Genomic DNA, 20,471 nt, shown 5'->3' with positions numbered 1-20,471 from the left:
GCTGTGGCTGCTCGGACAGGTCGCCGTACTGGGCCCCGCCCTGCGCGCGGCAAACGTGCCGCCGGTGGTGGCGACGCGGTCGGTGTGAGAACCATGCTATCTGGCACGGGATGACTGGACCCGTGGCAGGCACAATCGTGATTCATAACTCGGGAGGGTTTGTTTGATGAAAACGTTGCCATTGCTTATCTGTGCGAGCCTGCTGGGCTCAGTGACCGTTGTCTCATCCGTGCACGCGGTGCCGGCCGCAGAAGCCGCCCAGACGGATGTGGCATCCCGTGTAAAGGCACTCAATGCATTGCTGGCCGAGCAGTGGCAACACACGCTGCAGAGCCAGCCGGAGTTCGCGACGACGATCGGCGATCTGCGTTACAACGATCGCTGGAGCGATGCTTCGCTGGCTCATGTGGCGGCTGAGCACAAGGTGGCCGAGGATTTTCTCAAGCGCTTCGAGGCGATTGACACCAGTGGCTTTTCCGACAATGACAAGCTCAACCAGCAGCTGATGGTGCGCCAGTTGAAGGAAGGCCTGCGCTCCGATGACCTCAAGCTTTACGAGATGCCGCTGGATCAGATGAGCGGCGTGCACCTGGCGCTGGCCGGATTTGTCAGTTCGATTCCGTTCGACAACACCAAGGAATACGAAGACTATCTCGCGCGCCTGAAGGCGGTGCCGAAGCTGTTCGACCAGGTGACCGCAGTGGCACAGCAGGGCATGCAGGACAAGATGATGCCGCCGAAGTATCTGCTGGAGAAGGTGGTCACGCAGATCGACAACATCGACAAGTCGGCCGGCATGGACAGCGTGTTTGCCGAGCCGCTGAAGCATTTCCCGAAGTCGGTCTCGGCTGCTGACCAGAAGCGACTGCATGATGCGATCCTTGCGGCGATCGAAGATGACGTGCGCCCGGCTTACCGCAAGCTCGGCGAGTTCGTGGCCAAGGATTACGCACCGCACGGGCGCGCCGAACCGGGTATCTGGAATCTGCCGAACGGCGATGAGATCTACCGTTTCGACATCAAGCTGATGACGACCACCGACGAGACACCGGACGAAATCCATGCGCTGGGTCTGTCCGAGGTCAAGCGGATCGAGGGCTTGATGACGCAGATCGCCAAGTCGCAGGGCTTTGCCGATCTGGCCAGCTTCCGCGCTTCGCTGAAAACCAATCCGAAAACGCACGCCACCTCGCGCGAGGATATCCTCAACCGCTATCGAGGCTATCTCGCGCAGATGCAGCCGGAGCTGCCGAAGTTCTTTGGCTTGCTGCCGAAGACCAAGGTGGTGGTGGTGCCCGTCGAGGCGTTCCGCGAGAAGGAAGCGCCGGCGGCCGAATACCACCAGGGCACACCGGACGGTTCACGGCCCGGGCAGATCTTCGTCAATACCGGCGATTTCGCCAATCGCAGCGTGCTGACCATCGAGACGACGGCCTACCACGAAGGCATTCCGGGCCATCACCTGCAGATTTCGATCGCGCAGACGCTGCCGGCGTTGCCACCGTTCCGCCAGCAGGGCGGCTACACCGCCTACATCGAGGGCTGGGCACTGTACGCCGAACAGTTGGGCAAGGAGCTCGGCTTCTACAAGGATCCGCTGTCCTACTACGGTCACCTCAGCGACGAGCTGCTGCGTGCGGACCGCCTGGTGCTCGACACCGGCGTGCATGACAAGCACTGGACGCGCCAGCAGATGGTGGATTTCTTCCACGCTCATTCCAGCGAGGACGAGCCGGATGTGCAGGCCGAGACGGACCGCTACATCACCTGGCCAGGCCAGGCACTGGCCTACAAGACGGGCGAGCTGAAGATCCTCGAACTGCGTACGCGGGCGAAACAGGCACTGGGCGACCAGTTCGACATTCGCGCATTCCACGACGAGATCCTCAATGGTGGCGCGCTGCCGCTGGACGTGCTGGAAAGCCGTGTCAACGACTGGATCGCCGCGGTAAAGGCCGGCAAGGCGCCGGCACACCCTGTGGCGGAGTAGATCAAGCACGCTCTCCGGGATCGTCCCGGAGAGCGTGTTCGCTAGATGCGACGATGCTTTCGAAGGGTTTAGTTGCTATCAGCTGTTGAATATCCCAATAGTCATGGCAACCTTTGTGACTGGAGCTGCATCTATGCCCGCATGTGTAGAAGAAAAATGCGAACAGTCCTGATCATTGACGACAACCCCGCGGTGGGCGAGGCGCTGTCGCTGGCGTTGTCCCTGCACGAAATCCGTCCCCTCACCGCGTTGACGCAGAATGAGGGCCTCGCCCTGCTGGAGCGAGAAGCGGTCGACGTGGTGATCCAGGACATGAACTTCACCGCCGACACCACCTCGGGCGAGGAAGGCGTGGCACTGTTCCGCGCGATCCGTGAACGCCATCCGGACTTGCCCGTCATCCTGCTTACGGCGTGGACGCATCTGGAAACCGCGGTGGAGTTGGTCAAGGCCGGCGCGTCTGATTACCTGGCCAAGCCGTGGGATGACAACAAGCTGCTGACCACGGTGGAGAACCTGCTGGAGCTGTCCGAGTCGACCCGCGAGATGAGCCGCAGCCGGCGCGAACGTCGCCAGCGAAGGGAGCAGCTGCAAAACAAGTACGACCTGGACGGTCTGGTGTTCGCTTCCGAGGCGATGGCTCGCACGCTGGACCTGGCCTGCCAGATCGCCCGCTCGGACGTGCCAGTGCTGATCACCGGCCCCAACGGCACCGGCAAGGAGCGCATCGCGGCGATCGTGCATGCGAACTCGGCGGTGAAGCGTGGTGCATTCATTGCGGTGAACTGCGGTGCGTTGCCCGGTGAGCTGATCGAGGCCGAGCTGTTCGGCGCCGATGCCGGCGCTTACACCGGTGCGAACAAGGCGCGCGAGGGTCGTTTCGAACTGGCCGATGGCGGCACACTGTTCCTGGACGAGATCGGCAACCTGCCGCTGCCCGGCCAGATGAAACTGCTGCGCGTGCTGGAAACCGGCCAGTTCGAGCGCCTCGGTTCCGGTCGCACGCGCCAGGTCAAGGTGCGCGTGCTGTCGGCGACCAATGCCGACCTAAAGGCGATGATCCGCGCAGGCACGTTCCGCGAGGATCTGTACTACCGGCTCAACGTGATCGAAGTGAACCTGCCACCGCTGTCCGAGCGCAACGACGACATCCTGCCATTGGCAGAATTCTTCCTGGATGGTCGTGCCGAACTCGGCGATGCCGCACGCGAGGCACTGCTGGGCTATCCGTGGCCAGGCAACGTGCGTGAATTGAAAAACGCGATCGAACGCGCTGCGTTGTTGACCGGCAGCAATCCGATCACGCCCGAGCTGCTCAACCTGCCGCAGCATGTGGCAGGGGTGCAGCGCAATCTCGACGAACCAAGCCGCGAGGCGGTGGAAGCGGCCCTGCACAAGACCGACGGTGTGGTCAGCCGTGCCGCGCAGAACCTCGGCCTGTCGCGACAGGCGTTGTATCGGCGGATGGAACGCTACGGTCTGGTGGCGTCTGCTTGAGCCGGATCGGGCTGCGATGCTTGCCCTTGCCCCACTGGCGTAGAAAGATGGCCGCATCCATAGACACCAACGGACATCAGGTGCCATTGAGGCGAGTTTCCCCCAGCGTGGAGTGCGGCCGATGTGGCGTCGTATGAATTCCCTGCAGGGGCGGTTGACCGTGTTGCTGACCGTCGCCGCCCTGGCCGGCGCGCTGGTCTATGCCGGCATCACCCAGTGGCCACTGCCGCAATTGCTGGTGTGGATGCACACGGATCTCGCGCTGGCGATACGCGCGCCGATGCAGCTAGGCATCTACGGTGGCCTGCTGGCCAGCGTGATCGTGCTGCTGCCGCTGGCATTCTGGCTGGCTGGTCTGGTGATGGCGCCGGTAAGCCGCCTGCTGCGCGCGCTGGAAGGTGCGGTGGCCAGTTATCGCGACGGTGATTTCAGTTTCTCTATCGCGATCAACCGGCGGGACGAACTGGGTGAATTGATCCGCATGCACAACGCGCTTGGCCAGACCCTGCGTGAGCAGCGCCAGCACCTGGTGCAGCGCGAGCTGCTGCTGGACACGGTGGTGCAGAACACACCAGTGGCGTTAGTGCTGACTGACGCGAATGGCCGGGTGGCGTACGCCAACATTGCCTCGCGGCATCTGTTCAACGAGGGGCGCAGTTTGCATGGACTGGATTTCGCCGCGCTGCTGGCTGACGCGCCGGAGGCGCTGCGCCGTGCGGTGGAAAGTGGCGAGGATGCCTTGCTCAGCGTGGAGATGGATGGCAGCGAGGAAACCTTCCACCTGTCGCAGCGTGCGTTCCGACTGCAGGGCAAGCCGCACCGGCTGCAGTTGTTCCGGCGCATGACGCGTGAGCTGTCACGGCAGGAAGTGGCGACCTGGAAGCGGGTGATCCGGGTGATCAGCCACGAGCTCAACAATTCGTTGGCGCCGATTTCCTCGCTGGCGCATTCCGGCGCGGAGCTGGCCCGGCGCGGCAGCATCGAGCGGCTGCCCGGCGTGTTCGCCACCATCGGCGAACGTGCGCTGCACCTGCACAGTTTCATCGCCGGTTACGCCAGCTTCGCCAAGCTGCCCACGCCACAGCTGGTGGCGGTGCCATGGGCGCCGTTCCTGGATGGGCTGGCGCTGCATTGCCGTTATCAGCTGACGACACCGGTGCCGACCCATGCCGGTCATTTCGATGCGGCGCAGATCGAGCAGGTGCTGATCAACCTGATCAAGAACGCGCACGAGTCCGGTGGTGCGGATGACGAAGTCTCACTGTCCATCCTGGAAACCGGCCGCGAGCTGCGCATCGAGGTGGCCGACCGTGGCCCCGGCATGAGCGAGACCGTGCTTGCGCAGGCGCTGCTGCCGTTCTATTCGACCAAGCGTTCAGGCACCGGGCTGGGTCTGGCGCTGGCGCGCGAGATCACCGAGGCACATGGTGGCCGGATCCTGCTGGCCAATCGCGAGGGTGGCGGCCTGCGGGTGAGCCTGCTGTTGCCGCAGACAACGCCGAGATAACTGCCAGCTCGCCTATACTTCTGGCTTCTTCAGGGATTTGGAGTGAGTCATGGGACAGCTTGTTGCGTTGGTCATCGTATTCCTCGTGGTCGTTGTGCTGGTGAAGCTGGTACGCATCGTGCCGCAGGGTTTCGAGTGGACGGTGGAGACGTTCGGCAAGTACACCCGCACGCTCAGTCCCGGGCTGCATTTCCTGATTCCGATGTATCAGGCGGTCGGGCGCAAGATCAACATGATGGAGCAGGTGCTCGACGTACCTTCGCAGGACGTGATCACCAAGGACAACGCGGTGGTGCGTGTCGACGGCGTGGTGTTCTACCAGGTGCTTGATGCATCGAAGGCCGCCTACGAGGTATCCAACCTCGAACAGGCCTCGCTGGCGTTGATCATGACCAATATCCGTACCGTGCTTGGCTCGATGGATCTGGACGAATCGCTGAGCCAGCGCGATGCGATCAACGCCAAGCTGTTGCGTGTGGTGGATGAGGCGACCCATCCGTGGGGTGTCAAGGTCAACCGCATCGAGATCAAGGACATTGCGCCGCCGCGCGACCTGATCGACGCGATGGCGCGGCAGATGAAGGCCGAGCGCGAGAAGCGCGCCAACATCCTCGATGCCGAGGGCTTCCGCCAGGCAGCGATCCTCAAGGCCGAGGGCGAGAAGCAGTCGGTGATCCTGGCTGCCGAAGGCGAGAAGGAAGCCGCATTCCGCGCCGCCGAGGCGCGCGAGCGTTCCGCTGAAGCCGAGGCCAAGGCGACCACGATGGTCTCCAACGCGATCGCCGGTGGCAACGTCAATGCGCTGAATTACTTTGTCGCCAATAATTACGTCGAGGCGCTGAAGGAAATGGCCAAGTCGCCTAACCAGAAGATGCTGCTGCTGCCAATCGAGGCCACCGGTATCCTGGGTTCGCTGGCCGGTATTGCCGAGTTGGCCAAGGAGTCGTTGAGCCAGCAGCAGAAGGCGGTGGCGATCCAGCCGCCGCTGCGCTGAGGTGGCCACCATGTGGGAGCTTTCCGCGCACTATCTGTGGTGGATCCTCGCCTTGCTGCTGATTGCCGGCGAAGTCCTGTTGCCGGGTTATTTCATGCTGTGGGTCGGCGTGGCCGCCGCGGCGATGGGTGTGCTGCTGTGGCTGGTGCCGTCGCTGGGGCTGCTGACGCAAGCCGTCCTGTTTGCACTGCTGGCCTTCGGTGCCTGCGCGCTCTATGCCCGCCTGCTGCGGCCAAAGCTGGAACGGCGTGATCCGGGCAGCGAACAGTTGAACCGCCGTGGTGAGCAGATGATCGGCCAGCGCTATGAGTTGATCGAGCCGATCGTCAACGGTCGCGGCAAGGCCCGCGTGGGCGACGGCCAGTGGCTGGTCAGCGGGCCGGATCTGCCGTTGGGCAGCACGGTGGAAGTGGTTGCCGTCGACGGCACCACGCTGAAGGTACGTGCTGCGCTATGAGCGCAGGTGATCCGATCAACGGGCAGCAGTTCGCCACCACGGCGCTGAATACCCGCATTGCGTTCCTGCTGGAGCTAGCGCGCCGACTGCACCAGTACGGCACCTCGGCGCCTCGACTCGAAATGGCGATCGCGCGCGCCGCGAAGCGCATGGGGCTGGTCGCGGATGTGTGGTCCAGTCCCACCGCGATCATCATTTCCTTTGCCGACCTGGGCCAGGGCGAGGAGGGTGTGGCGCAGAGCACCCAGGTGATGCGACTGGCGCCAGGTGACGTGAACCTGGCGAGGTTGTGCGAGGCTGATGAAATCGCCGATCGTGCGATAGCTGGCGAGCTGGACCTGCGCGAGGGGTTCCATCGGCTGCGTGCGCTCGGTCTGCCTGATACGCGCCGCGACAAGATCGGCCTGATCGCGAGCTATGGATTGTCCGCTGGCAGCATTGCGGCGCTGTTCCTGCACAGCTCGTGGGTGGATGTGCTGGTCGCCGGCATGATCGGCGTGATCATCGGCGGGATTACCGTGCTGGCGGGTAGCCGGCCGCGGCTGGCAGTGGCCAGCGACGCGATCTGCGCCATGGTGGCCACGGCGGTGACGATCGTGGTGAGCGCGTTCGTGGTGCCCTTGGCGATCAAGTCAGTGGTGCTGGCCAGCCTGATCGTGCTGATTCCGGGCATGTCGCTGACCACCGCAGTGCGCGAAATCTCCAGCCAGCACCTGGTGTCCGGCATGGCGCGCATGGGTGGCGCCATGGCGACCCTGCTCAAGCTCACCTTCGGCACGATCGCAGCCACGCAGTTGTGCGCGGCGTTCGGCATCCATGCACGTGATTTCGCGTTGCCGCCACTGCCGGCGTGGACCGACTATCCGGCCCTGTTGGTGGCGGCGATCGCGTTCGCGATCCTGTTCCGTGCAGCTCGGCGCGACTGGCCGGTGGTGATCGTAGCGGTGATCGTGGGTTATCTGGCCACGCGCTGGGGTGGCGAAATTTCCGGTTCGTTGCCGGCGGCGCCGTTTGGCGTGTTCCTCGGCGGCTTACTGCTTAGCGCGTTCGCCAACACCTATGCGCGATTTGCGCATCGGCCGGGTGCGGTGATTCGCGAGCCGGGTATTCTGCTACTGGTGCCGGGCAGCGTCGGTTTTCGCAGCATGTCCTTTCTGCTCGAACGCGATACGTCCTTGGGTATGGATACCGGAATGCTGCTGCTGACCCTGCTGGTGTCGCTGGTGGCCGGATTGATGTTCGGTGACCTGCTGGTTTCCCCGCGGCGATCCTTATAAACGAGCCCGCAAGCGAAATTCGCGACTCCCGGTTGCGCAGATTATCAAGATAGCGAAACCGCGCGGTGCATTTGCCCCCCTGGGGAAGGGGACGCCACATCGCCTCAAACCAAAAAAGCGCCGGCACTAGGCCGGCGCTTTTTATTGAAGCGGTAGAGGGAACGGCAATCAGATCGCCAAGTCCTTTTCCTTCTTGCCAGCCTTCAGCGCGTCGCTGAACCAGTGCGGACGCTTGCCACGGCCGGACCAGGTCTGTGCAGGATTGGCCGGATTGCGGTATTTCGGCGCGACCGTACCGGTGCTGCGTTTGGCCTTGCCGCGAGTGGTGCCGAAAATGTCCTCGAAGGTATAACCCTCGGCCTTGATCAGCGCGTGTACTTTCTCACGCAGCTTGACGACCTTTTCCTTGCGCAATTCATTCTGGCGAACCTGCGCCTTGCTGATCAGGTCATTGAGCTGGGTATGATTGAGATTCTTGATATCGACGGCCATGATTGACTCCCGGGGTGAGTGTCGGTAATTGAATTGAGTGGTCTGACCAAGGTCTGGCTATTATTGGGGAATTGAGCCTGACGCCGTGTTGTGGCGCCGATTCTCGCCTTTTTTCGGAATATTTGCAAAGCGCCGATCACCAAGCGAAGTGGTTTTTGTATTAAATGAAATTAATAATTGTCCGGTAATGTTAATAACATTGTCATGGATTACATCGTGCAAGGTTGTCGAATACTGAAACGGCCGCTCCAGGCGGCCGTTTCAGTGAGTAAACCGGATGCGTCAGCTATTCAACCGAGCAGCGCAAACAGTTCGTCCTGACTGACCGCCCGATTTTCGCTTTCGCCGCGGGCGCGATATTCCAGCGTGCCGGCAGCCACGCTGCGCTCACTCACCACCACGCGATGCGGAATGCCGATCAGCTCCATGTCGGCAAACATGCCACCCGGACGCAGGCCGCGATCATCCAGTACGGTCTCGATGCCGTGCTGGTTGAGTCGCTGGTACAACGCCTCGGCAGCCGCGCTCACCTCCGGCACGTTCCGCTGGTTGATTACGCACACGACCACGCGCCAGGGCGCCATCGCCTCGGGCCAGATGATGCCGGCCTCGTCATGGCGCTGCTCGATCGCGGCGGCGACGATGCGACTGACGCCGATGCCGTAGCAGCCCATGGTCATCAGCTGTGCCTTGCCTTGGTCGTCGATCACCGTTGCGCCGAGCGCTTCGGCATATTTCCGGCCAAGCTGGAACACATGACCCACCTCGATGCCGCGTGCGATGCGCAGCGCGCCGTGGCCATCGGGTGACAGATCACCTTCGACCACGTTGCGCAGGTCGGCAACCCGGGTGACCCGTGCATCACGATCCCAGTTCGCACCGCTGTAATGGCTGCCATCGGCATTGCCACCGCAGACAAAGTCGGCGAGTACGGCGGCATCGCGATCGACGATCACCGGGATGGAGTCCGGCATGCCAACCGGCCCGATGAAACCGGGACGGGTACCGGTAGCGGCGAGGATTTCCTCTTCGCTAGCCAGTACCGATTCGTCCGGCAGTTCGGCCAGCTTGCCGGCCTTCACCTCATTGATCTCGTGATCGCCGCGCAGGCACAGCGCGACCAGTCCGTCGCGGCCGCGTACCAGCAGGGTTTTCACGCATTGCTGTGGCGATACCTTGAGGAAACCGGCGACTTCGCCGATGGTTTTCTGGGTGGGTGTATCAACCCGCTGCAGCGATGCGGCGGGAGCAGGGCGCGCCACGGTCGGTGCCAGTGCCTCGGCTTTCTCGATATTCGCGGCGTATTCGGAGCCATCGGAAAAAATGATGGCGTCCTCGCCCGAATCGGCGAGCACCTGGAACTCGTGGCTGGCATTGCCGCCGATCGCACCGGTATCGGCCTGCACCGCGCGGAAGGTCAGCCCGAGCCGGGTGAAAATGCGCGTGTAGGCCTGATACATCGCCGCGTAGGTTTCCGCCAGCGATGCATCGGTGAGATGGAAGGAGTACGCATCCTTCATCAGGAATTCGCGCGCGCGCATCACGCCGAAACGCGGGCGGATCTCATCACGGAACTTGGTCTGGATCTGGTAAAAATTGACCGGCAGCTGTTTGTAGCTTTTCAGCTCGTTGCGGGCGAAGTCGGTAATGACTTCCTCATGGGTCGGGCCGTAGCAGAACTCCTGCTGCTTGCGATCCTTGATCTTCAGCAACTGGCCACCGAATTTCTGCCAGCGGCCGGTTTCCTCCCACAATTCCTTCGGCTGGATCGACGGCATCAGCATTTCGATCGCGCCGGCGTGGTTCATTTCCTCGCGCACGATGGCTTCCACCTTGCGCAGTACGCGCAGGCCCAGCGGCGACCAGGTGTACAGGCCGGAGGCAAGCTTGCGGATCATGCCGGCGCGCAGCATCAGCCGATGGCTGGCGATTTCGGCGTCGGCAGGGACTTCCTTGACGGTGGCCAAGTGGAATTGGCTGAGGCGCATGCGGGCAGTTCCGGCGTGGTAAAGACGCCCATTGTAGCGGGCTGTCGAGACCGTGGCTGGATAAGCTCATTGGGTACCAGCACCGCGCAGCGGTGCTGGTACCCAATGAGCTTGCTGACACCGTGAAGCAGATGGTTATTGACTTTGGCAATACTGGTTGTATTGCGTCTGCGCCGTACTGGCCTGCTGCTTGCGCTGATCGTCGTCGAGCGCGGTGGTTTTGCCGTCCTGCTGCATGACCACTGGGCCGCTGCCCTGCAGTGCGGTGAGATTGGCTTTCAGCGTCACGCAGTATTTGCTGCTGTTCACCGTCGCACCAGCCGCCGCGGAGGTGGCGGCGCTGGCTGGCTGGCTGGCGCTGGCAGTATTTGACGCGGTTGCTGACGAAGCTGGCGCCGCCACCGTACCGGTGGTGGTCACCTGCTTGTATTTCGTACCCTGGGGCGGCGCATCCTGCGAGTAGTGCACGGTGCCGCTGGCATCCGTCCATTTATAGACCTGGGCAATGGCCAGTGGGGCCAGCAACAGCAGCGCCAAGGCGATCAGCAAACGGTGCATGGTGTTCTCCATATCAGAGTTAGTGCCTGCCGGCGGTTCCAAGTGTGTCTTGTTATCACTCCGGCTGCCCGGACTCAAGCAGCCGATGGTTTACACTGCGCGCATCCTGTCACGGATTGATACATGAGCGAGCCCATCCCAGTGCCCCCCCCCCGTCATCGGGGTATTTACCTGCTGCCAAACCTGTTTACCACCGGTGCGATGTTCGCGGGTTTCTACGCGATTATCGCCAGTATCGGAGGGCGTTACAGCGAGGCAGCGGTGGCGGTGTTCTTTGCCGCGATCCTGGATGGCATGGATGGCCGGGTAGCGCGGATGACGGGCACCCAGACCGAATTTGGCGTGCAGTATGACTCGTTGTCCGATCTGGTCAGTTTCGGCTTGGCACCGGCGCTGGTGATGTACACATGGTCGTTGTCGTCGCTGCGGGACTTCGGCCCGTTGTGGGGCAAGCTGGGCTGGGCCGCGGCCTTCGTCTATGCCGCCTGCGCGGCACTGAGGCTCGCGCGCTTCAACACCCAGGTCGGCGTGGCCGACAAGCGCTATTTCCAGGGGCTGGCCAGCCCGGCCGCGGCGGCCGTGTGCATGTCGTTCGTGTGGAGCGTGGAGAAATCGGGCCTTTCCGGCAGTGAGCTTTGCTTTGTCACGCCGGTGATCGCCGTGACCGTCGGCCTGCTGATGGTCAGCCGGTTCCGATATTTCAGCTTCAAATCACTGCCGATGGGCGATCGCCAGCGCGTGCCCTTCGTCTGGATGGTCGGCGCAGTGTTGCTGCTGGCTTTGCTGGTCCTGGATACGGCACGAGTGCTGTTCGTCGGCTTCACGATCTATCTTTTGTCCGGGCCGGTATGGACGATCTGGGGGCTGGCCACCCATCGACGCCGTGCACGGCGCAACGTCGAATGAATCGGTCCATGCGCCAGCCGGTCAAGGCTAGTCATCGCGCTCGTGTTCTGCGAGCGCTGGGCATGACGCCATGGGTGCGGCGTGTGATGCCAGCGGTGGCGGCCGGTACCGTCGGGCCGATGACGATCACCAATGCTGCGACCAATAAGGCCGCAGGAGTTGTCTGCGTGGTGGTGTTGCCCGAGGGCTGCAGCACGCGTGAGCTCGATCTGTTGGGGCGCGCACTCAGCGCGTGCGGGGCAACATGGGCGCGTGCTGCCCGAGTCACCGTGAGCGGCGGACAGCTTGCGGCGAATGTGCCTGAGGCGAGGGCTTACCTGGTGCTCGGCGAGGCACAGGCACATGCGCTGGGCCGCACCTTGCCTGCCGCGGTGATGCAGGCCGCACAGATTGTGCTGGCCGATGAACCTGCGTTGGTGCTGACCAGCGCCGGTGCCAAGCGACGGTTGTGGAGCGCACTGCGCAGTTTGCGCCGTGCGCTGGCCACAGCGGGCGGCTAACCGCGATGGCCGCGGTCGTCAAACCGGTTATCCAGGTACGCGGCATGCGTATCGAGGATGTGGCCACGGTCAGTACGCTGGAAAATGCCTCCTACGAATTCCCATGGTCGGCCGGCATCTTCAGCGACTGCGTGAAGGCAGGACATCCGTGCTGGGTACTGTCCGTGGATTCGGTGATCGCCGGCTACGGCATCCTGTCGATGGGCGCGGGCGAGGCGCACTTGCTGAATATCTGCGTCGATTCGGCGTATCGCGGGCAGGGGCTAGGTCGGCACCTGCTAGGCCGCTTGCTGGATATCGCCCGCTGGAATGGTGCCGAGCGGCTGTTCCTTGAGGTACGGCCGTCGAATCCGCTGGCGAAGGCACTGTACGAGTCAGTGGGGTTCACTGAGATCGGTCGACGGCCACGTTATTACCCCGCGCGCAACGGGCGTGAGGATGCGATCGTGATGGCGCTGGATTTGTTGCCTGCGTAGCGCATTGCGCTACGCAGTATGAGTACATGTTCTTCGCATTCGCCTCCTCTCCCCTGCGGGCAGTAGTCTCCTTTTGGGGAGAGGGGATTGAGGTGAGGGGCGGGTGCTCGCGGTGGAGCGTTTTGTTTTAGGGGGGTGGCAAAAAGCTTTCACCCTCTTGCGGAGGGCGAGTCACTTTTCTCTTGCGTGGCCAAGAGAAAAGTAACCAAAAGAGAAGGCCACCCCGCTTGGCGCTCTCCGGGCATCCTGCCCTGCGAGTCCGTGAGTGTCGGCCGGGTTTTTCGACAGGACTCCTGTCCTGGCGAAAAATGATTGGCATCCCTGCCAATCACCCTACGGGCCTGTCGACCGCTACTCACCGCCGCATAGGGCCCCCGGTAGAGCGGCGCACTTCCTGTGCTCACTATTCAGAAGAGCGGCAAGCAAAGGCCCGAGCGAAAAGACTGACTACCAGCTCAACCCAGCTTCTGCGCCTGCTCACGCAATGCAGTCAGGGTGGTGTTCCAGTCAGTGATGCGTTGGCGTTCCTGGGTGACGACTTCGGCGGGTGCATTGGCGACGAAGTTGGCGTTGCCGAGTTTGCCCTCGCACTTCTTGATCTCGACTTCGATGCGGGTGATTTCCTTGGCCAGGCGCGCCTTCTCAGCGCCGAGGTCGATCAGGCCGGCGAGCGGGATCATCACGCGCAGCGTGCCGACCACGGCCGCGGCGGCAGCTGGTTCGTCGGCTCCACTATTGATCCACTGCGGTGCTTCAGTGCGGCCAAGGAAGGCGATTTGTGCAGCGAACTTCGCCACGCGGGCGCGATCACTGGCGTCGCCGTCGGCGAGCAACAGCGGGATCGCCTTGGCGGGGGAGATGTTCATTTCCGAGCGTATCCGGCGGATGCCGCTCAGCACGTTCTTGAACCATTCGATCTCGGCGGTTGCCGCGTCGTCCGCGACGATCTCGTCGGCGCGTGGCCACGGGCGCTGCATCAGGCTTCCTTCACTGAGACCGAGCTTCAGTGCGACCGACTGCCAGATTTCCTCGGTGATGAATGGAATGATCGGGTGCAGGGCGCGCAACACACTTTCCAGCACCACCAGCAGGGTATGGCGAGTCGAGGCGGCAGCGATGGCATCATCGCCATTCAGTGCTGGCTTGGACAGTTCAAGGAACCAGTCGCACAACTCGTTCCAGGTGAACTCGTACAATGCCTGTGCGAGGTGATCGAAGCGGTACGTGACGAAATGTTGTTCGACTTCGCCCAAGGTTTGCTTGAGACGAGTGATGATCCAGCGCTCAGCCTCGGTCACCGGTGAACCTGCCGGCGCAGCGATCTCGCCTTCCGGCAGGTTCATCAATACAAACCGCGCCGCATTCCACAGCTTGTTGCAGAATGCCTTGTAGCCTTCGGCGCGCTTGATGTCGAAGTTGATAGTGCGGCTGTAACTGGCCAGCGCGGCGAAGGTGAAGCGCAGCGCGTCGGTGCCGATCGCCGGGATGCCGTCGGGGTAATCCTTGCGGACACGCTTCTCGACCTTCTCGCGTACCTGCGGTATCAGCAAGGATTTGGTGGACTTCGCCACCAGCGGCTCCAGCTCGATGCCGTCGATCAGGTCCAGCGGGTCCAGCGTGTTGCCCTTGGACTTGGACATCTTCTGGCCTTCCGCATCACGCACGATGGCGTTGATGTAGACCTCGCGGAACGGCACCTGGCCGGTGAAGTACTTGGTCGCCATCACCATGCGCGCGACCCAGAAGAAGATGATGTCGAAGCCGGTGACCAGCACCGCGCTGGGCAGGAAAATCTTGTCCTGCTCCCAGTTCGCGACGACTTCACCGCGCTCGTTCTTCACCGGTCCGTTCGCCGGCCAGCCCAGGGTGGAGAACGGCCACAGCGCCGAGCTGAACCAGGTATCGAGTACGTCGTCGTCCTGACGCAATGCGCCGACTGGCGCGATGGTGGCGGACTTGCGTGCATCCGCCTCGTCCTCGCCCACGAAGATATTGCCGGCCTCGTCGTACCACGCCGGGATGCGATGGCCCCACCACAGCTGGCGGCTGATGCACCAGTCCTGGATGTTGTCCAGCCACTGCGTATACGTGGTCGTCCAGTTCTCCGGCACGAACTTGATCTCGCCCGAACGCACCGTATCCAGCGCCGGCTGGGTGATCGCCTGGCGACCGCCCGGACGTCCATCGGCCAGCATGTCGGAGGTGAGGTCGACGAACCACTGGTCGGTCAGCATTGGTTCGATCACCGCGTCCGAGCGATCACTCACCGGCACCTGCAACTTGTGCGGCTTGGTTTCGACTAGCCGGTCGAGCTCTTTCAGGTCAGCCAAAACGATTTTGCGTGCGTCGTAGCGGTCCAGACCCTGATATTTTGCGGGAATGCCAATGTCGGTGGCTGTGTCGAAATACTTGCTCCGAACTCTTCCGGAACCACCGGGTTTAGAAGCATTAACAGCCCAATCCTTGTCGCTGACTATCTTCGCGTCCAGAGTGAAAATGTTGTACTGCGCCAGACCGTGACGTTGTCCCATCGCATAGTCATTGAAATCGTGTGCTGGCGTGATCTTCACGCAGCCGGTGCCGAAATCCTTGTCGACATAGTCATCTTCAATCACAGGGATGGAGCGACCAGTCAGCGGCAGACGCAGTTGCTTGCCGACGAGCTTTTTGTAGCGCTCATCCTCTGGATGCACTGCCACAGCGGCGTCACCTAGCATCGTCTCTGGCCGGGTAGTGGCAACGACCAGATGGTCGAGTTCTCCTGGTTGCGGATCGACCACGTCATAGCGGATCGACCACATGTGGCCGTCGCGCTCGACGTTGTTCACTTCCAGATCGGACACCGCGGTGCCCAGCACCGGGTCCCAATTCACCAGCCGGTTGCCACGGTAGATCAGGCCCGCGCGATACCAGTCGATGAAGACCTTTTGCACCGCGGCGGACAGGCCCGGATCCATGGTGAAGCGCTCGCGTGACCAGTCCGCGGCGGCGCCGATGCGGCGCATCTGGTTGGTGATGGTGGAGCCGGACTCCTCCTTCCACTTCCACACCCGCTCGACGAACGCATCGCGGCCCAGGTCATGCCGCGTCTTGTCCTCGACCGCCAGCTGGTTCTCCACGATCTTCTGCGTGGCGATACCCGCATGGTCGGTGCCCACCTGCCACAGCGTGTTCATGCCGCGCATGCGCTGGTAGCGCACCAGCATGTCCATCACCGTCTGCTGGAACGCATGGCCCATGTGCAGCGTGCCGGTGACATTCGGCGGCGGCAGCAGGATGCAATACGGATCGCCCTTGCCCGAAGGCTTGAACGCACCACTGGCTTCCCATCGTGCATACCACGTCGACTCGATCTGGGCGGGCTCGAAACTCTTTTCCATCGGGATTGGGCTCGGTGGCGCGCGACGGCGCGCTTTGTCGTGGGGATAGCGGGCCATTGTACGGGGAGGGGGCTGGGCTGCCAAAAACGGGCGGTCACAGCTGTTGCCTGTCATCCCGGCGAAGGCCGGGATCGCTTTTCAACGGTGACGCTGCTCATCCAGCCCTTTTATGCCGTTTGGGCAGCATCGAAACCTCTGCTCGCTGCCGGTTTTTCGACAAAACCTCCGTCCAGACCAAACGCCATGCCGGTTCTCTCGCAAGCAGCAGTTCAGGCGCACTCCGGAGCGCGGCCATGCGCTCACTGGGAAGGTATCGGACGTATTGCCTGATCTAACGGCCGCCGTTCCTTCTTAATTGCTTAATTGTGCTTCGGCAAGACTGCTGCGCGCCTGTCCATTCAAGTCCGGCTGATGACGTGTGATTGGGATAGCGGCAGGTAGAAAGAGGATTCGTGGCAACCGCCAGATCAGCTTGTCACGACGGAAGGCAACTTCGCCATGATGTTCAGTGGAGGCGGAGTCGCAGCGCGCTCATGCTGCTCGATCTGCATGCGCGTGAGGCGAATGACCACAACAAGGAAGCAGAGCCTCGCAATAATTTCAAGGGCCTGGCCGAGCATCAGTGTGGATTCGCTGCTGATCATCTCCGGAACGGTGTGGTGCGAGCCAAAGGTACGCATGACGAACGCCCCGTGAAAGCACATGACCAGCCAGGATCCCCACCAGAGACGCAACAGCAATGGCGCTGCCAGCTTCTGCCAGCCCAATGGCGACTGGCTAGCCAGCCATATCTGCTCCATTGCCCGGAATGGTCGTTGCAGGTTCATGAAGGGAATGGCGTACCAGCCGACGGCCCAGCCCGGAGTATCGTCAAGTCCCCTGGCGCCGAACGCACGGACATTGCAGGCGACCCGGTAAATCCACATGCCGCTGGCGACATAGGTGGCGACAATAAGAAGCAGCTGCAAGCCGGAAAGCGCAGCCTGCATCCGTCCGCGGCTGGTCAATACGCTGCGAATTGCCTGTGCTGACTCGAACTGGTGACTCTCGAATTGTTGCAGGGACTGCTGCAGCAAGGCCATGGTGACGATTGTGAGGACTGACACGACCGACATGACAACCAGCAGGGAGATCACCGCGGTACGCAGTGCCTGCGGCGAACGGAACTCCTGGCGCTGTTCGGTCGTACGCACATCTACCAGCGCACTCAGCGGTGCGCTGTATGGATTCTCTGAACTCATCGACTCATGCCCCCTGTTGGCCCAGTCAAGCCGGAATACATTCCGGTCAGCCGATCATGCGGGACATGCAGAAGCCCGGCAAGTAGCCGGAGAACGCGTCAGCGGCTTGTCGTGCGCAGCTTGCGCCCATAAGCGTGCACTTCGTCCACCAATACCTTTACATGCTCGGGTTCGACTTCCGGCGTGATGCCGTGGCCGAGATTGAACACGTGCCCGGGGTGGTTGCCGTAGCTGTCGAGCACGGCGCGGGCTTCGCGGCGGATCACATCGGGGCTGGCGCGCAGGATCGCGGGGTCGAGGTTGCCTTGCAGGGCGACTTTGCCGGCGACGGCGCGTCGTGCGTCAGCCAGATCCATGGTCCAGTCGACGCCCAGCGCGGCACAGCCGGTGTCGGCCATTTCGGCGAGGTGCTGGCCGGCGCCCTTGGAGAACAGGATCACCGACAGCTCGCGGGCGTGCGGGTCAGCCTTCAGCGTGGCGACGATCTGCGTCATGTAGCGCAGCGAGAATTCGCGGAACGGCGCGGGGCCGAGCAGGCCACCCCAGGTGTCGAAGATCATCAGCGCCTGCGCGCCAGCGGCGGCCTGGGCGATCAGATAGTGCGCGACGGCTTGTGCCAGCGTGTCGAGCAGCTGGTGGGCGAGCTTGGGTTCGTTCCAGCACATCGCTTTGAGCGTGGCGAAATCCTTCGAACCGTGGCCCTCGACCATATAGCAGGCCAGCGTCCACGGGCTGCCGGAGAAGCCGATCAGCGGCACGCGGCCGTGCAGCTCCTGACGGATCAGTCGCACCGCATCCATCACGTAACGCAGTTCACCGTCCATGTCGGGCACGGCGAGTTTCGCGATATCGGCCGTCGTACGTACCGGGTGCGCGAATTGCGGGCCTTCGCCCTGCGCGAACGACAGGCCCAGGCCCATCGCGTCGGGGATGGTGAGGATGTCGGAAAACAGGATCGCGGCGTCGAGCTCGAAGCGCTCCAGCGGCTGCAGGGTGACTGCGCAGGCGAATTCGGGGTTCTGCGCCAGGCCCATGAAGCTGCCAGCGCGCTCGCGGGTGGCGCGATACTCGGGCAGGTAACGGCCGGCCTGGCGCATCACCCAGATCGGGGTCGTGTCGGTGGGTTCCCGGCGCAGGGCGCGCAGGAAGCGGTCGTTCTTCAGCGGGGTATTCATCAAATCAACGTCCGTACGGGCCTTCCAGCCCCTGGGCAAACATCAGGCGGAAGCCACGCTTGAGCTGGGCGTCACGGGCTTTCTCGAACGCGCTGACCGCCTCGTCGCGTTCCAGGTACTGCTCGCGCTTCATGGTCGCGCGGCCGCCCTGGGTACCGGATTCGCGATACAGCGTCCAGCCGCCCAGCAGATCCTGCTCCAGCGTGATCTGGACGTAGCGAGGTGCGTCGGAGCTACCGGGCACGGTTTGCAGATAGAGGCGCATGGGTTCCGGATGGACTGTGCGGCACGCCGCAAACGTGAGCATTCTAGAAGGCTGGCGGCCGGGTAGCGAGCGCGCCGGTGACGCAGGTGATCGGTTATGCCGGTATGGCAGCCTGCAACACGGCCAGTACATCGGCTTCGGCGACGCCCGCGACGATCTCGGCGCGGCCAATGCCGCGCCACAGGATCAGCCGCAACACGCCGGCGGTGTTCTTCTTGTCCAGCCGCATCAGCGCCAGCAGTTGCTGCGCTTCCATGCCGGGAGGGATCGCCGTGGGCAGGCCAAGCTTTTCCAGCAATTGCCTTAACTGCGAGGTATCGCTGGGGGTGCTCATGCCCAGGCGCTCGGACAGCTGCGCCGCCAGCAGCATGCCGATCGCCACACCTTCGCCGTGCAACAGGGTGGTGTAGTGGCCGGCAGTTTCCAGCGCGTGACCGAAGGTATGGCCGAGGTTGAGCAGGGCGCGTTCGCCCTGTTCGGTTTCGTCGCGGGCGACCACCCCGGCCTTGTAGCGCACCTTGCGTGCAATCGCATCCATCACGGTGGCGGGATCGCGTGCTGCCAGCGCGTCGGCATGCTGTTCCAGCCAGGTGAAGAACGGCTCGTCACCGATCGCCGCGCCCTTGACCACTTCGGCGAGTCCGGCGCGGTATTCGCGCACGGGCAGGGTGGCCAGCGTGTCGATGTCGGCGATCACTGCGCGCGGCTGGTGGAACGCGCCGGCGAGGTTCTTGCCGACCGGCAGGTTGACGCCGGTCTTGCCGCCGACCGAGGAGTCGACCATCGCCAACAGGGTGGTCGGCATCTGGATGAAGTCGATGCCGCGCATCCAGCACGCGGCGCTGAAGCCGGCCAGATCGCCGACCACGCCGCCGCCCAGCGCGATCACGCAGGCATCGCGGGTGGCGCCGAGCTGGCCCAGCGCTTCCAGGGCGCGGCCGACATTGGCGAAGCTCTTGTGCGCCTCGCCGTCGTCGAGCAGGAACGACGACCAGTGCAGGCCTTCCAGCCCTTGGGCGATGCGATCGAGATACAGCGGTGCCACCGTGCTATTGCTGATCACCAGCGCATGCCGGCCGCGCAGCATGGTGCGCCAGCGGGCGTGGTCGGTGAGCAGGCCGGCGCCGATCCATACCGGATAGCTGCGCTGGCCGAGGGCGACGGTGATGGTCTGGATTGCCGGCTGGTTCATGCGCTCTGTTGCTGCCATGGATGGGGTGGACGCTGCCAATGATGATCGATCAGCGCAATGCAACGGTCAGTGGCAGCGGCGACGCTGCCGTGTTCGCCGGGGACGGCCAGGTCGGCCAGCTCGCGGTACAGCGGCTCGCGGATCTGCGCCATCGCCTGCAGCCGCTCGCGCCGGTTCGGCACGGCCAAGAGCGGACGGCGATGGTCGCGTTCCAGCCGTTCCAGCTGCTGCTCGATGCTGGTTTGCAGCCACACCACGTAGCCGCGTTCGCGCAGCAGATCGCGATTGTGTTCGGCCAGCACGACGCCGGCACCGGTGGCGAGCAGCACGCCGCCGCGCTGGCTGCATTCGTCCAGCAACGTGCTTTCGCGCTGGCGGAAACCGGTTTCGCCCTCGATCTCGAAAACGGTGTTCACGTCAACGCCGCAGTGCTGTTCGATCTCCTGGTCGAGATCGACGAACGGCAGGCCATAATGCGTGGCGAGTCGCCGTCCGATCGAGGTCTTGCCGGCGCCGGTCGGGCCGATGATGAAAAGGTTGTGCGACGGATTCATGCGCAGATGCTAACAGGGCGGA

Annotated in this window: 18 protein-coding genes; 9 read left to right on the top strand and 9 right to left on the bottom strand. The window is 63.0% G+C overall.

Annotated features, from left to right (window positions below; translation table 11 throughout):
• The first annotated feature begins 166 nt into the window (after positions 1–166).
• From GSQ75_RS01560 to GSQ75_RS01535, 6 genes are all read left to right on the top strand, one after another.
• Entirely contained in the window at positions 167–1,990 is a 1,824-nt protein-coding gene (locus tag GSQ75_RS01560; protein ID WP_158752789.1) for a DUF885 family protein, read from the top strand.
• A gap of 156 nt (positions 1,991–2,146) precedes the next feature.
• Entirely contained in the window at positions 2,147–3,487 is a 1,341-nt protein-coding gene (locus tag GSQ75_RS01555; RefSeq protein WP_158752788.1) for a sigma-54 dependent transcriptional regulator, read from the top strand.
• Between the two features lie 121 nt (positions 3,488–3,608).
• Positions 3,609–4,994, top strand: coding sequence for an ATP-binding protein (locus GSQ75_RS01550; protein WP_158752787.1), 1,386 nt, complete (start codon positions 3,609–3,611; stop codon positions 4,992–4,994).
• Positions 4,995–5,043: 49 nt separating this feature from the next.
• Entirely contained in the window at positions 5,044–5,988 is a 945-nt protein-coding gene (locus tag GSQ75_RS01545) for an SPFH domain-containing protein (RefSeq protein ID WP_158752786.1), read from the top strand.
• A gap of 10 nt (positions 5,989–5,998) precedes the next feature.
• Positions 5,999–6,445 carry an NfeD family protein gene (locus GSQ75_RS01540; RefSeq protein ID WP_158752785.1) on the top strand — a complete coding sequence of 149 codons (447 nt, stop codon included), beginning with the start codon at positions 5,999–6,001 and terminating at the stop codon, positions 6,443–6,445.
• Positions 6,442–7,722, top strand: coding sequence for a threonine/serine exporter family protein (locus GSQ75_RS01535; protein ID WP_158752784.1), 1,281 nt, complete (start codon positions 6,442–6,444; stop codon positions 7,720–7,722). Before GSQ75_RS01540 ends, GSQ75_RS01535 begins: the two co-directional genes overlap by 4 nt.
• A gap of 168 nt (positions 7,723–7,890) precedes the next feature.
• Here the strand turns inward: GSQ75_RS01535 and GSQ75_RS01530 are convergent, their stop codons facing one another.
• From GSQ75_RS01530 to GSQ75_RS01520, 3 genes are all read right to left on the bottom strand, one after another.
• Entirely contained in the window at positions 7,891–8,214 is a 324-nt protein-coding gene (locus tag GSQ75_RS01530) for an H-NS histone family protein (RefSeq protein WP_158752783.1), read from the bottom strand.
• A gap of 290 nt (positions 8,215–8,504) precedes the next feature.
• Entirely contained in the window at positions 8,505–10,202 is a 1,698-nt protein-coding gene (locus GSQ75_RS01525) for a proline--tRNA ligase (RefSeq protein ID WP_158752782.1), read from the bottom strand.
• Positions 10,203–10,337: 135 nt separating this feature from the next.
• Positions 10,338–10,760, bottom strand: a complete 423-nt coding sequence (locus GSQ75_RS01520) for a DUF4124 domain-containing protein (protein ID WP_254058399.1) — start codon at positions 10,758–10,760, stop codon at positions 10,338–10,340.
• Between the two features lie 123 nt (positions 10,761–10,883).
• Here GSQ75_RS01520 and GSQ75_RS01515 point away from each other — a divergent pair, with 123 nt between their 5' ends.
• The 3 genes from GSQ75_RS01515 to rimI are packed head-to-tail and all read left to right on the top strand — an operon-like array spanning position 10,884 to position 12,642.
• The gene (locus tag GSQ75_RS01515) at positions 10,884–11,666 is read left to right on the top strand and encodes a phosphatidylcholine/phosphatidylserine synthase (RefSeq protein WP_158752780.1); all 783 of its coding nucleotides are present in this window, start codon (positions 10,884–10,886) and stop codon (positions 11,664–11,666) included.
• Positions 11,663–12,166: a hypothetical protein gene (locus tag GSQ75_RS01510; protein ID WP_158752779.1), complete on the top strand. Its 504-nt coding sequence runs from the start codon at positions 11,663–11,665 to the stop codon at positions 12,164–12,166. Before GSQ75_RS01515 ends, GSQ75_RS01510 begins: the two co-directional genes overlap by 4 nt.
• Positions 12,167–12,171: 5 nt before the next feature.
• Positions 12,172–12,642, top strand: coding sequence for a ribosomal protein S18-alanine N-acetyltransferase (gene rimI / locus GSQ75_RS01505; protein WP_158752778.1), 471 nt, complete (start codon positions 12,172–12,174; stop codon positions 12,640–12,642).
• Between the two features lie 455 nt (positions 12,643–13,097).
• Here rimI and GSQ75_RS01500 read toward each other — a convergent pair whose 3' ends face one another.
• The 6 genes from GSQ75_RS01500 to GSQ75_RS01475 all read right to left on the bottom strand — a co-directional run bounded on the left by GSQ75_RS01500 (position 13,098) and on the right by GSQ75_RS01475 (position 20,449).
• Positions 13,098–16,022 (bottom strand): valine--tRNA ligase, encoded by a 2,925-nt coding sequence (locus GSQ75_RS01500; RefSeq protein ID WP_158752777.1) that lies wholly within the window; start codon positions 16,020–16,022, stop codon positions 13,098–13,100.
• Positions 16,023–16,489: 467 nt separating this feature from the next.
• Positions 16,490–17,215, bottom strand: coding sequence for a DUF4328 domain-containing protein (locus GSQ75_RS01495; protein ID WP_158752776.1), 726 nt, complete (start codon positions 17,213–17,215; stop codon positions 16,490–16,492).
• A gap of 146 nt (positions 17,216–17,361) precedes the next feature.
• Positions 17,362–18,438 carry a uroporphyrinogen decarboxylase gene (gene hemE, locus GSQ75_RS01490; protein ID WP_158752775.1) on the bottom strand — a complete coding sequence of 359 codons (1,077 nt, stop codon included), beginning with the start codon at positions 18,436–18,438 and terminating at the stop codon, positions 17,362–17,364.
• A gap of 4 nt (positions 18,439–18,442) precedes the next feature.
• The gene (locus tag GSQ75_RS01485; RefSeq protein WP_077446326.1) at positions 18,443–18,703 is read right to left on the bottom strand and encodes a WGR domain-containing protein; all 261 of its coding nucleotides are present in this window, start codon (positions 18,701–18,703) and stop codon (positions 18,443–18,445) included.
• 94 nt (positions 18,704–18,797) lie between these two features.
• On the bottom strand, positions 18,798–19,895 hold the full coding sequence (gene aroB / locus GSQ75_RS01480; protein ID WP_158752774.1) for a 3-dehydroquinate synthase: 1,098 nt from the start codon (positions 19,893–19,895) through the stop codon (positions 18,798–18,800).
• Positions 19,892–20,449, bottom strand: a complete 558-nt coding sequence (locus tag GSQ75_RS01475; RefSeq protein WP_158752773.1) for a shikimate kinase — start codon at positions 20,447–20,449, stop codon at positions 19,892–19,894. The genes aroB and GSQ75_RS01475 overlap by 4 nt, the downstream gene beginning before the upstream one ends.
• Positions 20,450–20,471: the final 22 nt, after the last annotated feature.

This window comes from Dyella sp. S184, from assembly GCF_009766065.1.
In the GTDB taxonomy this organism is placed as follows: domain Bacteria; phylum Pseudomonadota; class Gammaproteobacteria; order Xanthomonadales; family Rhodanobacteraceae; genus Rhodanobacter.
This window is presented reverse-complemented; position numbering and strand designations above follow the sequence as displayed.

Bases quoted from the DNA above. Each gene is read 5' to 3' on its own strand.
- GSQ75_RS01500 (WP_158752777.1), bottom strand. From the start codon at position 16,022: ATGGAAAAGAGTTTCGAGCCCGCCCAGATCGAGTCGACGTGGTATGCA.
- GSQ75_RS01525 (WP_158752782.1), bottom strand. From the start codon at position 10,202: ATGCGCCTCAGCCAATTCCACTTGGCCACCGTCAAGGAAGTCCCTGCC.
- rimI (WP_158752778.1), top strand. From the start codon at position 12,172: ATGGCCGCGGTCGTCAAACCGGTTATCCAGGTACGCGGCATGCGTATC.
- GSQ75_RS01530 (WP_158752783.1), bottom strand. From the start codon at position 8,214: ATGGCCGTCGATATCAAGAATCTCAATCATACCCAGCTCAATGACCTG.
- hemE (WP_158752775.1), bottom strand. From the start codon at position 18,438: ATGAATACCCCGCTGAAGAACGACCGCTTCCTGCGCGCCCTGCGCCGG.
- GSQ75_RS01550 (WP_158752787.1), top strand. From the start codon at position 3,609: ATGTGGCGTCGTATGAATTCCCTGCAGGGGCGGTTGACCGTGTTGCTG.
- GSQ75_RS01515 (WP_158752780.1), top strand. From the start codon at position 10,884: ATGAGCGAGCCCATCCCAGTGCCCCCCCCCCGTCATCGGGGTATTTAC.
- GSQ75_RS01555 (WP_158752788.1), top strand. From the start codon at position 2,147: ATGCGAACAGTCCTGATCATTGACGACAACCCCGCGGTGGGCGAGGCG.
- GSQ75_RS01560 (WP_158752789.1), top strand. From the start codon at position 167: ATGAAAACGTTGCCATTGCTTATCTGTGCGAGCCTGCTGGGCTCAGTG.
- GSQ75_RS01485 (WP_077446326.1), bottom strand. From the start codon at position 18,703: ATGCGCCTCTATCTGCAAACCGTGCCCGGTAGCTCCGACGCACCTCGC.
- GSQ75_RS01540 (WP_158752785.1), top strand. From the start codon at position 5,999: ATGTGGGAGCTTTCCGCGCACTATCTGTGGTGGATCCTCGCCTTGCTG.
- GSQ75_RS01535 (WP_158752784.1), top strand. From the start codon at position 6,442: ATGAGCGCAGGTGATCCGATCAACGGGCAGCAGTTCGCCACCACGGCG.
- aroB (WP_158752774.1), bottom strand. From the start codon at position 19,895: ATGAACCAGCCGGCAATCCAGACCATCACCGTCGCCCTCGGCCAGCGC.
- GSQ75_RS01475 (WP_158752773.1), bottom strand. From the start codon at position 20,449: ATGAATCCGTCGCACAACCTTTTCATCATCGGCCCGACCGGCGCCGGC.
- GSQ75_RS01545 (WP_158752786.1), top strand. From the start codon at position 5,044: ATGGGACAGCTTGTTGCGTTGGTCATCGTATTCCTCGTGGTCGTTGTG.
- GSQ75_RS01520 (WP_254058399.1), bottom strand. From the start codon at position 10,760: ATGCACCGTTTGCTGATCGCCTTGGCGCTGCTGTTGCTGGCCCCACTG.
- GSQ75_RS01510 (WP_158752779.1), top strand. From the start codon at position 11,663: ATGAATCGGTCCATGCGCCAGCCGGTCAAGGCTAGTCATCGCGCTCGT.